Annotated in this window: 15 protein-coding genes; 9 read left to right on the top strand and 6 right to left on the bottom strand. The window is 61.7% G+C overall.

Going from position 1 to position 16,772, the window contains the following annotated elements; genetic code table 11:
- Nucleotides 1–89 precede the first annotated feature (89 nt).
- The gene (locus SM130_RS17545; protein WP_102824790.1) at nt 90–2,528 is read right to left on the bottom strand and encodes a Lon protease family protein; all 2,439 of its coding nucleotides are present in this window, start codon (nt 2,526–2,528) and stop codon (nt 90–92) included.
- A 278-nt stretch (nt 2,529–2,806) separates the two neighbouring features.
- Between SM130_RS17545 and SM130_RS17550 the strand changes: the two genes are divergently transcribed.
- Nucleotides 2,807–3,835 (top strand): cytochrome-c peroxidase, encoded by a 1,029-nt coding sequence (locus SM130_RS17550; RefSeq protein WP_102824789.1) that lies wholly within the window; start codon nt 2,807–2,809, stop codon nt 3,833–3,835.
- Between the two features lie 57 nt (nt 3,836–3,892).
- Here the strand turns inward: SM130_RS17550 and mscL are convergent, their stop codons facing one another.
- The gene (gene mscL / locus SM130_RS17555; RefSeq protein WP_102824788.1) at nt 3,893–4,303 is read right to left on the bottom strand and encodes a large-conductance mechanosensitive channel protein MscL; all 411 of its coding nucleotides are present in this window, start codon (nt 4,301–4,303) and stop codon (nt 3,893–3,895) included.
- A gap of 221 nt (nt 4,304–4,524) precedes the next feature.
- Here mscL and SM130_RS17560 point away from each other — a divergent pair, with 221 nt between their 5' ends.
- Complete coding sequence (locus SM130_RS17560; protein WP_102824787.1) at nt 4,525–4,794, top strand: YdcH family protein; 270 nt, start codon at nt 4,525–4,527, stop codon at nt 4,792–4,794.
- Between the two features lie 57 nt (nt 4,795–4,851).
- On the opposite strand, the gene SM130_RS17565 is transcribed toward SM130_RS17560, so the two are convergent.
- Nucleotides 4,852–5,286 carry a CopD family protein gene (locus SM130_RS17565; RefSeq protein WP_102824786.1) on the bottom strand — a complete coding sequence of 145 codons (435 nt, stop codon included), beginning with the start codon at nt 5,284–5,286 and terminating at the stop codon, nt 4,852–4,854.
- 116 nt (nt 5,287–5,402) lie between these two features.
- Between SM130_RS17565 and radA the strand changes: the two genes are divergently transcribed.
- Complete coding sequence (gene radA, locus SM130_RS17570; RefSeq protein ID WP_102824785.1) at nt 5,403–6,764, top strand: DNA repair protein RadA; 1,362 nt, start codon at nt 5,403–5,405, stop codon at nt 6,762–6,764.
- Between the two features lie 3 nt (nt 6,765–6,767).
- Here radA and SM130_RS17575 read toward each other — a convergent pair whose 3' ends face one another.
- The 3 genes from SM130_RS17575 to glyA all read right to left on the bottom strand — a co-directional run bounded on the left by SM130_RS17575 (nt 6,768) and on the right by glyA (nt 9,052).
- Nucleotides 6,768–7,136 (bottom strand): PilZ domain-containing protein, encoded by a 369-nt coding sequence (locus tag SM130_RS17575; RefSeq protein WP_102824784.1) that lies wholly within the window; start codon nt 7,134–7,136, stop codon nt 6,768–6,770.
- 57 nt (nt 7,137–7,193) lie between these two features.
- On the bottom strand, nt 7,194–7,655 hold the full coding sequence (locus SM130_RS17580; protein WP_102824783.1) for a methyltransferase family protein: 462 nt from the start codon (nt 7,653–7,655) through the stop codon (nt 7,194–7,196).
- A 143-nt stretch (nt 7,656–7,798) separates the two neighbouring features.
- Nucleotides 7,799–9,052 (bottom strand): serine hydroxymethyltransferase, encoded by a 1,254-nt coding sequence (glyA, locus tag SM130_RS17585; RefSeq protein ID WP_102824782.1) that lies wholly within the window; start codon nt 9,050–9,052, stop codon nt 7,799–7,801.
- A gap of 251 nt (nt 9,053–9,303) precedes the next feature.
- On the opposite strand from glyA, the gene ettA reads away from it, so the two are divergent.
- The 6 genes from ettA to gdhA all read left to right on the top strand — a co-directional run bounded on the left by ettA (nt 9,304) and on the right by gdhA (nt 16,479).
- On the top strand, nt 9,304–10,968 hold the full coding sequence (gene ettA, locus SM130_RS17590; RefSeq protein ID WP_102824781.1) for an energy-dependent translational throttle protein EttA: 1,665 nt from the start codon (nt 9,304–9,306) through the stop codon (nt 10,966–10,968).
- A 161-nt stretch (nt 10,969–11,129) separates the two neighbouring features.
- The gene (gene siaA, locus SM130_RS17595; protein ID WP_102824780.1) at nt 11,130–13,121 is read left to right on the top strand and encodes a biofilm regulation protein phosphatase SiaA; all 1,992 of its coding nucleotides are present in this window, start codon (nt 11,130–11,132) and stop codon (nt 13,119–13,121) included.
- Nucleotides 13,122–13,136: 15 nt separating this feature from the next.
- Complete coding sequence (siaB, locus tag SM130_RS17600) at nt 13,137–13,679, top strand: biofilm regulation protein kinase SiaB (RefSeq protein WP_102824779.1); 543 nt, start codon at nt 13,137–13,139, stop codon at nt 13,677–13,679.
- Between the two features lie 17 nt (nt 13,680–13,696).
- Complete coding sequence (gene siaC / locus SM130_RS17605) at nt 13,697–14,074, top strand: biofilm regulation phosphoprotein SiaC (protein ID WP_102824778.1); 378 nt, start codon at nt 13,697–13,699, stop codon at nt 14,072–14,074.
- Nucleotides 14,075–14,086: 12 nt separating this feature from the next.
- Nucleotides 14,087–14,872 carry a biofilm regulation diguanylate cyclase SiaD gene (gene siaD / locus SM130_RS17610; protein WP_102824777.1) on the top strand — a complete coding sequence of 262 codons (786 nt, stop codon included), beginning with the start codon at nt 14,087–14,089 and terminating at the stop codon, nt 14,870–14,872.
- A 269-nt stretch (nt 14,873–15,141) separates the two neighbouring features.
- Entirely contained in the window at nt 15,142–16,479 is a 1,338-nt protein-coding gene (gene gdhA / locus SM130_RS17615; RefSeq protein WP_102824776.1) for an NADP-specific glutamate dehydrogenase, read from the top strand.
- Nucleotides 16,480–16,772: the final 293 nt, after the last annotated feature.

Here is a 16,772-nt window from a genome sequence, read left to right on the forward strand (position 1 = left end):
ATCCTGTGGATGGAGGGTGGATGCCCTCCTCCACTGCAGACCCGCCGCGCGCGCTATCGTTCCGTTCAAAAACCGCACAATGGCGAGTGCTAATTGCCCCCGCCGGATTCGGATGCAGCAGTTTCTGTTACTGCCGAGTCGCTCTTTGTTTCCTCTTCCATCTCGATTTCGGCGATATCACGCAGCCGCTCGACCACCCGGGCGTTGACGCTGCCCTTGGGGAAATGCCCTTGGTCGTTGGCGGCGCCGACATCCTCTCCCACCAGCAGCGACAGCGCCTCGTCCACCTGCTTTACAGCATAGACGTGGAATCGCTGCTGGCGCACGGCGTCGAGCACGCGCTCATCGAGCATCAGCGTGGTCACGTTGGCAAACGGGATGATCACGCCTTGTTCGCCGGTCAATCCGCGCGCTTCACAGAGGCGGAAGAAGCCCTCGATCTTCTCGTTCACTCCTCCGACCGCCTGCACCTCACCAAACTGGTTGATCGAGCCGGTGATGGCGAAACACTGCTTGAGCGGCGTGCGCGAAAGCCCGGAGATCAGCGCACAACATTCGCCGAGCGAAGCACTGTCGCCATCGACGTAGCCGTAGGACTGCTCAAGCGCAATGCTGGCCGAGATCTCGAGCGGAAACTCTTGCGCGTAGCGGCTGCCCAGATAACCGGTGAGGATCATCACCCCTTTGGAGTGGATCGGCTGGCCGAGATTGACCTCGCGCTCGATATCGACAATGCCCGAACCGCCGGGGTAAACAGTCGCGGAAATTCGCGCCGGCATACCGAAGGCCGAATCACCTACCTCCAGCACCGTCAGCCCGTTGCACTTGCCGATGGCAGCACCTTCGCTGTCGATCAGAATCACACCGGCCAGAATGTCTTCAAGAATCCGCGCCGAAACACGACCCGTACGAGTGGCCTTGGCCTTGAGTGCACGCTCGATATGGCCGACATCAGTGACCTCATCCTTGGCCAGCTGGCGCATGAAATCAGCCTCGCTGACCAACTGGAACAGATCGCCGATGCGTGCCGACAAACGCCCCTGGTGTTCGGCAAGGCGCGCGCTGTAGGTCGCCAGGCGTGCGACAGCGGCGGCCGTGAGCGGCGCCATGCCTTCTTCCGAGGTACGGGTCTTCATCAGTTGAGCGAACTGCTCGAGGCTGTCCTCGGCCAGCGGGATGTCCTCGTCGAAGTCGACCAGCACACGGAACATCTCCTGGAAATCCGGATCCAGGTCCTGCAGCGTGTAATAGAGCTGGCGCGAGCCGATGATGATGACTTTCACATGCAGCGGAATGACCTGCGGTGTCAGCGTCACGGTAGCCAGGCGGCCGAGTTCGGCCAGCGGTGACTCCATTTTCAGCTTGCGAGACTGCAGGGCACGCTTGAGCGCTTCCCAGACGAAGGGTTCACTGAGCAGCTTCTCTGCCTCCAACATCAGGAAGCCGCCATTGGCACGGTGCAACGCGCCGGGCCGCAACTGCCGGTAGCTGGTATAGAGCGCGCCCTGATCGGTGTTGTATTCGATGCGGCCGAACAGGTTGTCGTAAGTCGGGTGCGGCTCGAACACTACCGGTGCGCCGCCATCGACCGGATGGCCAACCACCAGGCTCGGGCTGTACTGCTCTTCGAGCAGCACGCGGTTCTGCGCTTCCGGTCGATTCTCATCCACCAGCTGCTCGACCACGGTCTTCAGCAGATTGACCTGCACCGCCTGCAGATAGGCTTCGATGCCGGCGTTCTCGGCATACTTTTCCGACAGAGGTGCGAGCAGCGGCTGCAATGCCTGGCTGATGGTTTCGTCGTTCAGCTGGCGCAGCTGGTTGGTCGACTCGCGTTTCCATTGCGGCAGGCTGGCCAACTCTTCGTTCAGGCGCACTTCCAACGCAGAAATGTCTTCGTGATAACGCTCGCGCTCGGCCTCGGGCAGCTGAGCAAACTCCGTTTCGTCCAGCGCCTTGCCTTCCTTCATCGGCGTGAAGGCGATATTGCTGCTGTCGCGGTAAAGGGCGATCTCCTTTTCCAGCGCCAGCTTCTCGATCACATCCAGCGCCTTGTCGTAGCGCTGGTTGAAGTTGCGGTCGATGGCGCTCTTCTTCTGCTGGAAGCTTGGATGCTCGAATACCGCCGGGAAGGTGGCCAGCAGGTTGTCGATCAGTTGATTGATGTCGACGATGAAGGCCGCTGCACCACCGTTTGGCAGCTCCAGTACCCGCGGCTCGCGAGGCTCGTCGAAGTTGTTCACGTAAACCCAGTCCGACGGCGTAGCCAGCCGCTTGCCTTCGGCCCTGAGGTAGCGCCGCACGAAGGAGAAACGTCCGGTGCCCGGCTCACCCATCACATAGACGTTGTAGCCGGGGCGCGGCATCGCCACGCCGAACTGCAACGCCTCGACCGCACGCTCCTGCCCGAGCACGCCGAGAAACGGCTCGAGTTCGGCAGTGGTATTGAAATTGAATTGGCTGGGCTCGAAGGGACGGGTCAGCGCATCGGGTGCCAGGCGCAAGCCGGCAGCGACAGGTTCAGGCATCGGGAATCCTTGCTGGAGTGGCGCCTATGGCCACGATTGATGCCGCCATTCTGGCGCTGCCTCGGCCGCGCCGCAAGGCTGGCACCCAGCGTCGACAACAGTTCTCGACCCTCTATTGCCAGTCTGGCAGGACCGGAGAATCCCGCCGCCATCCGGCACGACACAATCAGATACATTTGATCGAGCCAGTTAGGCCTAGCGCTCTTGATACAGGTCAAGCGGTCGCTTGACGAAAAGGCGCCTCCTAAAGCCAGCCAACACAATAAGGAGCTTCCGTGATGCGCCCCTCTATTCCCCTATTGCTTAGCAGCCTAATTTTTAGCGGCGCAGCGAACGCCGATGAGCTGCGTGAGCGCGCCAACGCCATCTTCAAGCCCATTCCAGACAAGGTCACTGAAGTCCGTGGCGAAAAAGTCAGCGAAGACCAGGCAATGCTTGGCCATAAGTTGTGGTTCGACCCACGCCTGTCCAGCAGCCACGTCATCAGCTGCAACACCTGCCATAACCTGAGCATTGGCGGCAGCGACAACGTGCCAACCTCCATTGGTCACGGCTGGCAGAAGGGCCCACGCAACTCGCCCACCGTGCTGAACGCGGTGTTCAATGCCGCCCAGTTCTGGGATGGCCGCGCCAAAGACCTGCAAGAGCAGGCCAAGGGTCCGGTTCAGGCCAGCGTGGAAATGAACAGCACGCCCGAGCGCGTTGTCGCCACGCTCAACAGCATTCCGGAGTACGCCGCCGAGTTCAAAAAGGCCTTCCCCAAGGACAAGGAGCCGGTCAGCTTCGACAACATGGCCTATGCGCTTGAAGCCTTCGAAGTCAGCCTGACAACTCCCAACTCGCCGTTTGACCGCTTCCTCAAGGGTGAGGACAAGGCGCTGAACGACAAGCAGAAACAAGGCCTGGCGCTGTTCATGGACGCTGGCTGCTCTTCCTGTCACAACGGCGTGAACCTGGGTGGCCAGGGCTACTTCCCCTTCGGCGTCGTCAAGAAGCCGGGCGCGGAAGTACTACCGGCGGGCGACAAGGGCCGCTTCACCGTGACCAACACGGCGAGCGACGAATACGTCTTCCGCGCTGCGCCGTTGCGTAACGTCGCGCTGACCCCGCCTTACTTCCACAGCGGCGAGGTTTGGGAGCTTGAGCAAGCGGTTGCGATCATGGGCGACAGCCAACTGGGCCGTCAGCTCAAAGAGGACGAAGTCAGCGCCATTACCGCGTTCCTGCATAGCGTGACCGGCGACCAGCCCCAAGTGGCTTATCCCGTGCTGCCCGCCAGCACTGCGAGCACTCCGAAGCCAGAGTGATCGTCTGGCGACCCGGCGCTTGCCGCCGGGTCGCATTCCAGCTTCTACAAAGCCTTCTCAGCTGCCCTTCTGCTCCCTGAGCAAGTCACGAATCTCCGTCAGCAACAACTCTTCCTTGGACGGCGCAGGCGGAGCGGATGGCGCTTCAGCCTCCTTGCGCTTGAGATGATTGATCGCCTTGATCGCCATGAAAATGGCAAAGGCAATGATCAGGAAGTCCACCACGGTCTGAATGAACGACCCGTACCGCAGCAGCACCGCCGGCGCATCCCCTGCCGCCTCCTTCAGCACGACCGCCAGATCGGAGAAATCCACTCCACCGATGAGCAGCCCCAGCGGGGGCATGATCACGCCGTCGACGAACGACGAGACGATCTTGCCGAACGCGGCACCGATAACAATCCCCACAGCCATGTCGACCACGTTGCCGCGCACGGCAAACGTCTTGAACTCATTGATCAGACTCATACGCATCGCTTCCTTTGTCGGTGACTGGCGGGGCCGCGACTTAGCCGCGGACTGCTGGCAAATGCCGGGGTAGAGCATAGGCGGCCTTGGCGGTGCAGGCCAAGGCGGAACGCCTTTCATCGACCGGCCAATGCGAATGAGGTTCGCTTGATCGCCGTCAACCGGATCCTGGTAGATCGAGACTAAGGTACGGGCCTTCCTGACAAACCGGAGCGGTCCCCATGCACGTCGAACATCACCCATTGATCAAGGACTTCCCAGAGAAACGCGAGCAGCTACAGAAGCTGCGTCAGGAAGATCCGGGATTTGCCCGCAAGGCTGAAGAATACGAAGCGCTCGACAAGCGCATCTGCCGCGTCGAAGACGGTGTCGAAACCCTCGATGACAGCGCGCTCAATGCCCTCAAGCAGGAACGCGTGACCATGAAGGACGATATCGCGCGCGACCTCAAGCGCGCTTCCGGTAGCTGCTGCGGCGGTTGCTGCGGCTGACAGCGCCTACGAGCGAAAAGAAGCCCGCCATGCGCGGGCTTCTTGCTGTCTGGCTGCCTAGAACAACCCGCCGAAGCGGAAGCCCGAGCCGACCCAGACAAATGCAACGGCGGTCAGGGTGATCAGCACGATATGCAGCCCCAGTTGCGGCAAGCGCTGCGCATCGAGCCGTGGGATCAGCGCCAGCCGTGCATGAGCACCGAGCAGCGCGGTCGCGCCGAGCAGCACCAGCTTCGCCTGCACCAGGTGAGCCAAAGGTGAGGAATCAAACCATTGGGTGTATGGCAGCCAGAGGCTCGCCAGCCAGAGCCCACTGACGATCTGCACCAGCAACGCAGGAATCCCGATGCGCTCGTAGAGTTGCTCGAACTGGCGTACCGGTTGTGGATCGCGCTGACGCAACGCCTTTGGCAGTACGCCAAACAAAAGCACCAGATGGCCGCCAACCCAGACACTGGCACCCAGCAGATGCAGAAACAACAGATGCCGCATGGCGCTCACTCCTGTTCGATTTGTTTACAGTCTGGCCGTTGCCTCGCCGCTTGTGGCTGATGGCAATCAAGTCAGCCGCTATCATGCGGCACCACCTATCAGACCCGGAGTTTCCAATGGCGAAGGCCAAGCGCATGTATGGCTGCACCGAATGCGGTTCGACCTTCCCGAAATGGGCCGGTCAATGCGGTGACTGCAGCGCCTGGAACACCCTGGTGGAAACCATCATCGAGGGCGCTGCGCCGCCGTCCGGGCGGGCCGGCTGGGCGGGCGAGCAGGCCAACATTCGCACGCTGGCCGAAGTCAGCGTCGAGGAAGTACCGCGTTTCTCCACCGCTTCCGGCGAGTTGGACCGCGTACTTGGCGGCGGGTTGGTGGACGGCTCGGTGGTACTGATCGGCGGCGACCCAGGCATCGGCAAGTCCACCATCTTGCTACAGACCCTCTGCGCCATCGCCCAGCACTACCCCGCGCTCTACGTCACCGGAGAAGAATCCCAGCAGCAGGTGGCCATGCGCGCGCGCCGCCTGGACCTTCCGCAGGACAAGCTCAAGGTGATGACCGAGACCTGCATCGAATCGATCATCGCCACCGCGCGGCTGGAAAAGCCCAAGGTCATGGTGATCGACTCGATCCAGACGATTTTCACCGAACAGTTACAGTCAGCGCCGGGCGGTGTCGCCCAGGTGCGTGAAAGCGCGGCGCTGCTGGTGCGCTTCGCCAAGCAGAGCGGTACGGCGATCTTCTTGGTCGGTCATGTGACCAAGGAAGGCGCCCTGGCCGGCCCACGGGTGCTCGAGCACATGGTCGATACGGTGCTCTATTTCGAAGGTGAGTCGGATGGCCGCCTGCGCCTGCTGCGCGCGGTGAAGAATCGATTTGGTGCGATCAACGAGCTGGGTGTATTCGGCATGACCGACAAGGGCCTGAAGGAGGTGACCAACCCCTCGGCGATCTTCCTCACCCGCGCGCAGGAAGCGGTGCCCGGCAGCGTGGTCATGGCCACCTGGGAAGGCACCCGGCCGATGCTGGTGGAAGTGCAAGCACTGGTCGACACCAGTCACCTGGCCAACCCGCGGCGCGTCACCCTGGGTCTGGATCAGAACCGCCTGGCCATGCTGCTGGCCGTACTGCATCGCCACGGCAGCATCCCAACCTACGATCAGGACGTGTTCATCAATGTCGTCGGCGGCGTAAAAGTGCTCGAAACCGCGGCGGACCTGGCGCTGATGGCTGCAGTGATCTCCAGCTTGCGCAATCGCCCGCTGGATACCGATCTGCTGGTCTTCGGTGAGGTGGGCCTGTCCGGCGAGATCCGCCCGGTGCCGAGTGGTCAAGAACGCCTGAAAGAAGCCGCCAAGCACGGCTTCAAGCGCGCCATCGTGCCCAAGGGCAATGCGCCGAAGGAGGCACCTGCCGGCCTGCAGATCATTGCTGTGACGCGTCTGGAACAGGCGCTCGACGCGCTGTTCGAGTGATCGCTACTCGCCGCCCAATGCCGCCAACTCACGTTCGAGCAGGGCTTCATCGCCCAGATTGAGTTCGACCAGACGGCGCAGATGGGCGATCGAATCAAGATCGATGTGCTGGCAGACGAAACCGATCAGATCGCCCTCTTCGTGGGTCATCGCCACTTCCATGCGCACCTCGGCATCGTCGGCAAGCCGCACACGCGCCTCGAACGGCTGCCCCGCGTCGGCATCCCAGCCTTCCGGGCGGCGAACCAGCAGGCCTTTCAGCGACAGGTCATGCAGTTCAACCGGCCAGCGGCGGTCGCCCTGAACCAGCTCGGTCGCAGCGTCGAACTCGATGCGCTGGAAGCGTCGGCGGTCACTTGGGTTTTCACTCATCGAAATCACTCCGCGAAGTCTGGGTTCACTATAGGACAACAACACCCCACCTGGCCGTCACAACCAGCGCCGGACACGTCCACAGTAGGCCCGGTAGTCAGTACCGAACAGCTGGGTAAGCAGGCGTTCCTCGTGCACAATCACGCCACGCTGCATGCTGTAGATCAGCCCAGGCAACAACAGCCACGGCCACAAACTGCCCCACAGCAGCGCGATACCGCAGTAGATCAGGCTGTCGGCCAGGTAGATCGGGTTGCGCGAGAAGCGAAACGGCCCCTCTTCCAGCAGCCGGGCGGGCTTGCCGTAAGGATTGACCGTGGTCTTGCGCCAGAGCATGAGCAATCCGGCCCAGAGCATCAGCAGGATTCCCGCGTCGATCAGCCCCCAGCCGAAGTAATCCGTCCAGATGCCGTGCGGAAGCGCGATCGACATTATCGATTCGAGCAACCAGGCCGCCGCAAGAAACAGTAGGTAAATGACTGGCGGCGGCAGAATCACTCCAGTGGCGCGCTTGAACATGCATCGAACTCCAGACGGGGCAGATGGCGGCAGTCTACCGCGTAGAGCCTTTGCCGCGGCGACCTGAATCAAGCCGTCGGCATGTCTGCGGCAGATAGCAAAAAGCCCGCTTTCGCGGGCTTTCCGATGCAGCTTTCGATCGGTTAGTTGCCGTATACCGGGAACTTGGCGCAGACCGCTTCGACCTTGGCGCGGACCGCTTCGATTACCGACTCGTCGCCCATGTTGTCGAGAATGTCGCAGATCCAGCCAGCCAGGTCACGGCACTCGGTCTCGCCGAAGCCACGGGTGGTGACGGCCGGAGTACCGATACGCAGACCAGAGGTCACGAACGGGGAACGCGGATCGTTCGGCACGCTGTTCTTGTTCACAGTGATGTGGGCGTTGCCCAGCGCCGCATCGGCGTCCTTACCGGTGATGTCCTGCTTGATCAGGCTGAGCAGGAACAGGTGGTTCTGGGTGCCACCGGACACCACGTCGAAGCCGCGCTGGATGAACACGTCCGCCATGGCTTGGGCATTCTTCACGACCTGTTGCTGGTAGGTCTTGAACTCGGGCTGCAGCGCTTCCTTGAAGCACACTGCCTTGGCGGCGATGACATGTTCCAGCGGGCCGCCCTGGGCACCGGGGAACACCGCGGAGTTCAGCTTCTTCTCGATCTCGGCGTTGGCACGCGCCAGGATCAGGCCGCCGCGCGGGCCGCGGAGGGTCTTGTGCGTGGTAGTGGTGACCACGTCAGCAAACGGAACCGGGTTCGGGTAGACGCCAGCGGCGACCAGACCGGCCACGTGGGCCATGTCGACGAACAGGTAGGCACCGACCTTGTCGGCGATTTCACGGAAACGCGGGAAATCCAGCTTCTGCGAGTAGGCAGAGAAACCGGCGACGATCATCTTCGGCTTGTGCTCGACGGCCAGGCGCTCGACTTCGTCATAGTCGATCAGACCTTGGTCGTTGATGCCGTACTGCACGGCGTTGTACAGCTTGCCGGAGGAGGAAACGCTGGCGCCGTGGGTCAGGTGACCGCCGTGGGCCAGGCTCATGCCGAGAATGGTGTCACCGGCCTGCAGCAGGGCGAGGTAAACGGCGCTGTTCGCCTGCGAACCGGCGTGCGGCTGGACGTTGGCATAGTCGGCGCCGAACAGTTCCTTGGCACGGTCGATGGCCAGCTGCTCGACCACATCGACGTACTCGCAACCGCCGTAGTAGCGCTTGCCCGGATAGCCTTCGGCGTACTTGTTGGTCAATACCGAACCCTGGGCTTCCATCACCGCCGGGCTGGTGTAGTTCTCCGAGGCGATCAGCTCGATGTGGTCTTCCTGACGCTTGGCTTCCTGCTCCATGGCAGCAAACAGATCGGCGTCGAAACGGGCGAGGGTCAAATCACGGCTGAACATGGCAGTCCTCTGAGAATCAGCTGGCGGTAATAAAGAGGCGCGGATTCTACCTCATCCGCCGGAACCCGGGTATGAGCGATAGTCATGCACAAGATGAACAGCGAGCGCTTACGCAGCGGCCGCTGAACTCGGCCCCGGTTTGCCCTGACCGGTGCATTCGGGTAGCTTTGCGCCCTTTCCATGCCACCCGTTTTTCGGCCTTCATAGCCAGGGTCTGGCATCATTCACCACTGTCACGGGCATTCGTTTCCATGGCTCAATACGTCTATACCATGCACCGGCTGAGCAAGGTCGTTCCGCCGAAGCGTGAGATTCTCAAGAACATCTCGCTGTCGTTCTTCCCAGGCGCCAAGATCGGTGTCCTCGGCCTGAACGGCGCCGGTAAATCCACCCTGCTGCGCATCATGGCCGGCGTCGACACTGAATTCGACGGTGAAGCCCGCGCAATGCCCGGCATCAATGTCGGCTACCTGCCGCAGGAGCCGCAGCTCGACCCGGAAAAGACCGTCCGCGAGATCGTCGAGGAAGCGGTTGGCGTGATCAAGGACGCCCAGGCACGTCTGGATGCCGTCTACGCCGCTTATGCCGAGCCCGATGCCGACTTCGATGCGCTGGCTGCCGAACAGGCCAAGCTCGAGGCCATTCTGCAAGCTTCCGACGGCCACAACCTGGAGCGCCAGCTGGAAGTCGCTGCCGACGCTCTGCGCCTGCCGGCCTGGGACGCCAAGGTCGAGCACCTTTCCGGTGGTGAAAAGCGCCGCGTGGCCCTGTGCCGGCTGCTGCTGTCCGCCCCGGACATGTTGCTGCTCGACGAGCCGACCAACCACCTGGACGCCGATTCCGTCGCCTGGCTGGAGCGTTTCCTCCACGACTTCCCAGGCACCGTGGTAGCGATTACCCACGACCGTTACTTCCTCGACAATGTAGCCGGCTGGATTCTCGAACTCGACCGCGGCGCGGGCATCCCGTACGAAGGCAACTATTCCGGCTGGCTGGAGGCGAAATCGTCCCGCCTGGCGCAGGAATCCAAGCAGCAGTCGGCCCATGAAAAGGCCATGAAGGAAGAACTGGAATGGGTGCGCAAAGGCGCAAAAGCCCGCCAGTCCAAGTCCAAGGCTCGCTTGCAGCGCTTCGAGGAAATGCAGTCGCAGGAATTCCAGAAGCGCGCCGAGACCAACGAGATCTACATCCCGGCCGGGCCGCGCCTGGGCGACAAGGTCATCGATTTCAATAACGTCACCAAGGGCTACGGCGACCGCGTACTGGTCGAAGATCTGTCATTCAGTGTGCCCAAGGGCGCCATCGTCGGTGTGATCGGTGGTAACGGTGCAGGTAAGTCGACGCTGTTCCGCATGCTGATGGGCAAGGAAACCCCGGATTCCGGCAGCATCGAAATCGGCGACACCGTGCAGCTGGCGTGCGTGGATCAGAGCCGTGACGATCTGGATGGTGGCAAGACGGTCTGGGAAGCAGTGTCCGATGGACTGGACCAGATCAAGATCGGCAACTACGAGGTGCCGTCGCGCGGTTACGTCGGGCGCTTCAACTTCAAGGGCGCCGACCAGCAGAAGTTCGTCAAGGACCTTTCCGGTGGTGAACGGGGACGCCTGCACCTGGCGCTCACGCTCAAGCAGGGCGCCAACACGCTGTTGCTCGACGAACCGTCCAACGACCTCGACGTGGAAACCCTCCGCTCGCTGGAAGAGGCACTGCTGGACTTCCCCGGCTCAGCCATCGTGATTTCCCACGACCGCTGGTTCCTCGACCGCGTCGCCACGCACATCCTGTCCTACGAGGACGACGGCGTGGTGTTCTTCGAAGGCAACTACACCGAGTACGAAGCCGATCGTAAGAAGCGCCTCGGCGACGCCGCCTCCCAGCCACACCGAGTCAGGTACAAGAAGCTGGCACAGTAAGCGGCATGCAATAAGAACGGAGCCCTGAGGGCTCCGTTCGCGTATCTAGAGAAAGCACCTACAAATAGTGGCACAATGCCGCGACTCAATAATAATCACTGATCTGGTCCGGCCGGCTCGGCACTTGTGCCGGACTTCGCGACCGACAAAGGACGAATCGCATGGCGGCACTTGGACTGCGCGGCAAATCACTGCTGGCCCTGTTGTTCAGCTGCCTTCTCGCTTTCGTCTTTGCCGGTTTCATTGGTCGTGAAGCACTGCTCGGCGTACAAAGCCGCTTCGGCGAAGCCTATGCCCGCAATGTGGTGCAGCTTAACCGCGAGCGCCTGTTCGCCCCGGTTTCGCGCGAACTGGCGCTTGCCCAGCGGCTTGCCGCCTCGCAGCTGACATTGGCCTGGCTGGATGACGAGCAGAGCCCGACCAAGCGCGCCACTTTCTTCAAGGAAGCGGCCGGCTATCAACAAGCATTCGGCGATCACGCCTACTTCGCCGCCTCGGCGCAGAGCAACAGCTACTACTCCAACGGGCCGGGCCAGACACCCTCCGACGTCCCTCGCTATGTTATGAGCGCGGACAACTCGCGTGACGAGTGGTTTTTCCAGACGCTACAAAGCAGAACCCCCTACGCCATTAACGTCGACCGCTCCGTGGTCACTGGCGAACTCAAAGTCTGGTTCAACGTACAGGTGCGCGACGGCGACCGCCGCCTTGGCCTGGTCGGCTCCGGCATCAGCCTGCAAGCGTTCCTCGACGACTTCATCGAGGCCAACAAGGTCGGTGTCGAGTCGATGGTGCTCGACGCCTACGGCTCCATCCTTGTGCATCCTAATCAGAACCTGGTCACCCTGAACGCAGAAACCGCTCGCGGACGCTCTCTGTCGACCAGCATCCTCGGCCTGCTAGACGACCTCAGCGCGGCTTCGGCGGTACGTCGGGCCATGGCCGAGAGCCGCGAGAACCCAGGTACCGTGGCCACGCTGCGGGTGACTCTGGACGGTGCGCCCCGGCTGCTGGCGCTGAGCTGGATCCCCGAACTGCAGTGGTTCGTCGCAAGCTCCGTGGATCTGGGCACAGCCCAGGTCGTCGAGGTACGTCCGCTACTGCCAGCCATCGGCCTGTTTCTGGTGCTGTTCCTGCTGCTGATCGGTGGCGGCGCCTGGCTGGTCGAGAAACGCGTGCTCAAACCGCTGCGTCAGCTGCGCCGCAGCGCCCAAGCCTTGGCCGCAGGGCAGTACGACGCCCCGCTGCCCTTGCATCGCCAGGACGAAATAGGCGAGCTCAGCGCCGCCTTCGGCGCCATGGCGCAGCAAGTCCGCAGCCATACCAACGAACTGGAAAACCGCGTGCGCGAGCGTACACGCGACCTGGAGCAGGCCAATCTGGAAATGGCCGCGGCCCACAAGAAGATCGACGACTCGATCGACTATGCGAGCCTCATTCAGCGCTCGATCCTGCCGAACCGCCAGCTGGTCAGCGCCCTGGGCGATCGGCATGCGGTACTTTGGCGACCGCGGGACGTCGTAGGTGGCGATTTCTACGTCTATCGCGCCGACGAGCATGGCTGCCTGTTCGGCGTGGTCGACTGCGCAGGTCATGGCGTACCGGGCGCGTTGATGACCATGCTGGCCCACGCAGCGATTGACCAGGCCCTCGGCGCAACCGGCGTGGAAGACCCGGCCGCGGCGCTGTCGCGCACGGACTCGATCGTGCGTAGCATGCTTCGTGAAGAGCGGGATTCCCATGCTCTGGCGACCAACATGGATATCGGCCTCGCCTATGTCGATCTGCGCCAGCGCAAGGTGCATTATTCCGGGGCCAAGATCGCGCTTTACTACTGCGATGGCGAAGAGGTGCACGAGATCAAGGCAGCGCGGCGCGCCATCGGCGATAAACGGATTGGCGAATACCGCAACACCAGTGTCGAGCTGCAGCCGGGACGTACCTTCTACATGACCACCGATGGCTTCCTCGACCAAGCCGGCGGGGACGAAGGCTACGGTTTCGGCAACAGCCGCTTTGCCAGCATGATCCGCGAGCACGCCCGGCTTCCTCTGGCTGACCAGGGCGAAGCGTTCAGCCTCGCGTTAGCGCGCTACCAGGGTGAATTCCCGCAGCGCGATGACATCACGATGTTATGTTTCCGTTTCGATTGAGTCAGGGAGTTGGCCATGGCCCCCATTGATATGTTCGCGATGCGCGAATGCTACAACCAGCAACAAATCATGCTGTGCTTCAACGGCCCAATCTCTCGCAGCCTGATCGAAGAAATCGGCAATGCGCTGCGCAACTACATGAGCGAGGATCAGGCGCATCCGTCCTCGGCCATGGATGTTTTCGCGGTGTACATCGAGATGACGCAGAACATCCGTCACTACACCCGCATAAAGAACTGGTCCGATCAGCAGGCCGGAGCCACGGTCGTAGTGTCCCGCGACGATCAGGGTCGGTATGTCGTCTCGGCCGGTAACCTGATCGAAACCGCGGACGGCCAGCTGCTGCTCACCGCCGTCGCCGAACTGGCCCGAAAGGACAAGGCCGGGCTGAAGGCCCTGTACAAGGAACAGCTACGCAAGCCTCGCGACGAACATGTGGCCACCGGCGCCGGACTCGGGCTGATCGATATCGCCCGTAAATCCAGCGAGCCGCTCAAGGCCTCGTTGCAGCCGGTCTCCGATGAGCTTTCCTTCATCAGCCTGAGCGCCGTCATCTGAACCTCAAGAGCATTCCCATGAACGATTTTTCAATCCCCGGCAGCCAGTCCACTCCCGCCATCCAGTCCGACTGGAAAAATGGCATCGTCTCGATGCAGGGCGACTCCTATCCCGAAAATTCCTACGAGCTGTTCCATCAGGTCTATGAGTGGATTGAAGGTTTTCTCGGCGAGGCCACACACCCGCTCAACCTGGAGCTGCGCCTGCTGTATCTGAACACCAGCAGCATCAAGGCGATGATGGACATCTTCGACCTGCTCGAAGCTGCCTTCCAGGACGGCCGTCAGGTGGCAGTCAACTGGTACTACGACATACGCAACGAGCGCGTGGTAGAACTGGCTGAAGAGTTCAAGGAAGACTGCAACTTTCCCTTTTCCATACTCAGTCACGACTGACAGAAGGTCGATATGCGTGGGCCATCGCCGTTAGAGCAAGAGGTAGCCAGTCTCCTCGCCGATCCGCAGTTCGAAGGCCATCCGCTTAAGGAGGCCTTGAGCCAACTGTGGGGGGCTCACCACGACCTGCTCGGGCGAATCGAGCGCATCGCTCGTGTGTCGGACGGCTACCAGAGCATCGCTCGCGAGCGTGAGCAAAGCCTGTCCGCGCGTTTCGACAAACAGCTGCGGCAGCTGGAAAAAGTCGCGCGCATCTCCGACCGCTACCAGATGATGATGCAAGATCTGAACGCTTCCCTGCGCGAGGCATCGACCTTGGACTCACTCACCGGCATCGCCAACCGCCGGTTGCTGACCGAGCGCCTGCGGGAGGAAAGCGAACGTGCCAAACGCTATGCGCGACCGCTGGTGATAGTCATGCTGGATATCGACCGTTTCAAGGTTATCAACGACGAATACGGCCATGACGTCGGTGATCGCGTGTTGATAGAAGTGGTGCGGGTGATGGAGTCCGAAATACGCGAGCACGATCTCTGTGGCCGCTGGGGCGGTGAAGAATTCCTCATAGTGATGCCGGAAAGCAGTGCGGAAATGGCAAAAACAGTCATGCGCCGACTTGGCGACAGCATTGCAGCGCTAGTCGTACGAGTGAACGATGACTTGCTCGGCGTGACCGCCAGCATGGGCATCGCCGAGCTTCGCGCCGACGAAACATACTCGAGCACCATCAACCGAGCTGACGTCGCCTTGCTACGTGCCAAGCGCAGCGGTCGCAATCGATGCGAACTGGCCGAGTAGTTCCTGAACAGCGTCTTTCCTGCACAAAAATAAGGCGCGCCATGCGTCATTTCAGCGCAAAGAGAACCTGCCGGACCACCCGCACAGCCATCCTACCTTCCTATCGCTCAGTTTAGAGCCGCCAGATAGGCCGCCCTACCTCAGCCGAAACGCACCAGCAAAAGGCACTCGCGACCAAGTCGCACTTCCGCGGTGCAAATCAGGTTTGCTACAGTCGCCGGCCAAAAATTATTAATGACTGCCAACGCGCAGCTGCCGAGGGCCTACTGATGATCGAAACCGTTGATGCCTTTCTCGCCCGACTGAAGCAACGCGACCCCCACCAACCCGAATTCCACCAAGCAGTGGAAGAAGTGGTGCGCAGCCTCTGGCCTTTCCTGGAAGCCCACCCGCATTACATGCAGGCCGGCATCATCGAACGCATGGTAGAGCCGGAACGCTCGATCATCTTCCGCGTGCCATGGGTCGACGATCAGGGCCGTGTTCAGGTCAACCGTGGCTTCCGCATCCAGATGAACAGCGCCATCGGCCCGTACAAGGGCGGCCTGCGCTTCCACCCCTCGGTGAATATCGGCGTCCTCAAGTTCCTCGCCTTCGAGCAGGTCTTCAAGAACTCCCTCACCTCGCTGCCTATGGGCGGCGGCAAGGGCGGCTCGGACTTCAACCCGAAGGGCAAGAGCGACAACGAAGTCATGCGCTTCTGCCAGTCGTTCATGACCGAGCTGTACCGCCACATCGGCGCAGACCTCGACGTGCCGGCCGGTGACATCGGTGTTGGCGGTCGTGAGATCGGCTACCTGTTCGGCCAGTACAAGCGCCTGTCCAACCAGTTCACCTCGGTACTGACCGGTAAGGGCCTGGCCTATGGCGGCAGCCTGATTCGTCCGGAAGCCACCGGTTACGGCTGCGTGTACTTCGCAGAAGAAATGCTCAAGAACACTCACAGCAGCTTCGAGGGCAAGCGCGTCTCGATCTCCGGCTCCGGCAACGTGGCGCAATATGCGGCACAGAAGGTCATGGAGCTGGGCGGCCGAGTCGTCTCGCTGTCAGATTCGGGCGGCACCCTGCACTTCCCGGACGGCCTTACCGGCGAGCAATGGGACTACCTGATGGACCTGAAGAACATTCGCCGCGGCCGCCTCGAAGAGATGGGCGCGCATTTCGGCGTCACGTTCCTGGCCGATCAGCGTCCGTGGGGCCTGGCGTGCGATATCGCTCTGCCGTGTGCCACGCAGAACGAGTTGGACGGCGAAGATGCCCGCACGCTGCTGAAGAATGGCTGTGTCTGCGTGGCCGAAGGCGCCAACATGCCGTCGACGCTGGAGGCTGTGGACCTGTTCCTCGAGGCCGGCATTCTCTACGCACCGGGCAAGGCATCCAACGCCGGCGGTGTCGCCTGTAGCGGCCTGGAGATGAGCCAGAACGCCATGCGCCTGCACTGGACCGCCGGTGAGGTCGATACCAAGCTGCACAGCATCATGCAATCGATCCACCATGCCTGCGTCGCCCATGGCGAAGAGAATGGCCGGATCAACTACGTCAAGGGCGCCAACATCGCCGGCTTCGTCAAGGTCGCCGACGCCATGCTGGCCCAAGGCGTCGTGTAAGACGCCGCCCAACGGCAAACTCAGCTGAGCCAGGTGTACGAAAGCCCCCGCCGGATCGTCCGGCGGGGGCTTTTTGTTCAGAGTGTCTGCCGTACAGCCGTAGGATGGGCTTCAGCCCAGCAGGGGATTTCGACCCGGCAAAGGTGGGCTAAAGCCCACCCTACACCTGGCAGCCCGTTCGCTCTCGTCCCCCGCCCTGTGGTGCCAGCCGGCGCCAGGTTCAGGTTTCGGCACTTGAGCTCGTAGGATGGGCTTCAGCCCACCGGGGAACTCCCACCCGGCAACGGTGGGCT

Origin of the sequence: Stutzerimonas stutzeri (assembly GCF_038561965.1) — a bacterium.
GTDB lineage: Bacteria > Pseudomonadota > Gammaproteobacteria > Pseudomonadales > Pseudomonadaceae > Stutzerimonas > Stutzerimonas stutzeri_AA.

Excerpts from the sequence above, each read along its gene's own strand:
- SM130_RS17545 (WP_102824790.1), bottom strand. The coding sequence starts at position 2,528 with ATGCCTGAACCTGTCGCTGCCGGCTTGCGCCTGGCACCCGATGCGCTG.
- SM130_RS17550 (WP_102824789.1), top strand. The coding sequence starts at position 2,807 with ATGCGCCCCTCTATTCCCCTATTGCTTAGCAGCCTAATTTTTAGCGGC.
- mscL (WP_102824788.1), bottom strand. The coding sequence starts at position 4,303 with ATGAGTCTGATCAATGAGTTCAAGACGTTTGCCGTGCGCGGCAACGTG.
- SM130_RS17560 (WP_102824787.1), top strand. The coding sequence starts at position 4,525 with ATGCACGTCGAACATCACCCATTGATCAAGGACTTCCCAGAGAAACGC.
- SM130_RS17565 (WP_102824786.1), bottom strand. The coding sequence starts at position 5,286 with ATGCGGCATCTGTTGTTTCTGCATCTGCTGGGTGCCAGTGTCTGGGTT.
- radA (WP_102824785.1), top strand. The coding sequence starts at position 5,403 with ATGGCGAAGGCCAAGCGCATGTATGGCTGCACCGAATGCGGTTCGACC.
- SM130_RS17575 (WP_102824784.1), bottom strand. The coding sequence starts at position 7,136 with ATGAGTGAAAACCCAAGTGACCGCCGACGCTTCCAGCGCATCGAGTTC.
- SM130_RS17580 (WP_102824783.1), bottom strand. The coding sequence starts at position 7,655 with ATGTTCAAGCGCGCCACTGGAGTGATTCTGCCGCCGCCAGTCATTTAC.
- glyA (WP_102824782.1), bottom strand. The coding sequence starts at position 9,052 with ATGTTCAGCCGTGATTTGACCCTCGCCCGTTTCGACGCCGATCTGTTT.
- ettA (WP_102824781.1), top strand. The coding sequence starts at position 9,304 with ATGGCTCAATACGTCTATACCATGCACCGGCTGAGCAAGGTCGTTCCG.
- siaA (WP_102824780.1), top strand. The coding sequence starts at position 11,130 with ATGGCGGCACTTGGACTGCGCGGCAAATCACTGCTGGCCCTGTTGTTC.
- siaB (WP_102824779.1), top strand. The coding sequence starts at position 13,137 with ATGGCCCCCATTGATATGTTCGCGATGCGCGAATGCTACAACCAGCAA.
- siaC (WP_102824778.1), top strand. The coding sequence starts at position 13,697 with ATGAACGATTTTTCAATCCCCGGCAGCCAGTCCACTCCCGCCATCCAG.
- siaD (WP_102824777.1), top strand. The coding sequence starts at position 14,087 with ATGCGTGGGCCATCGCCGTTAGAGCAAGAGGTAGCCAGTCTCCTCGCC.
- gdhA (WP_102824776.1), top strand. The coding sequence starts at position 15,142 with ATGATCGAAACCGTTGATGCCTTTCTCGCCCGACTGAAGCAACGCGAC.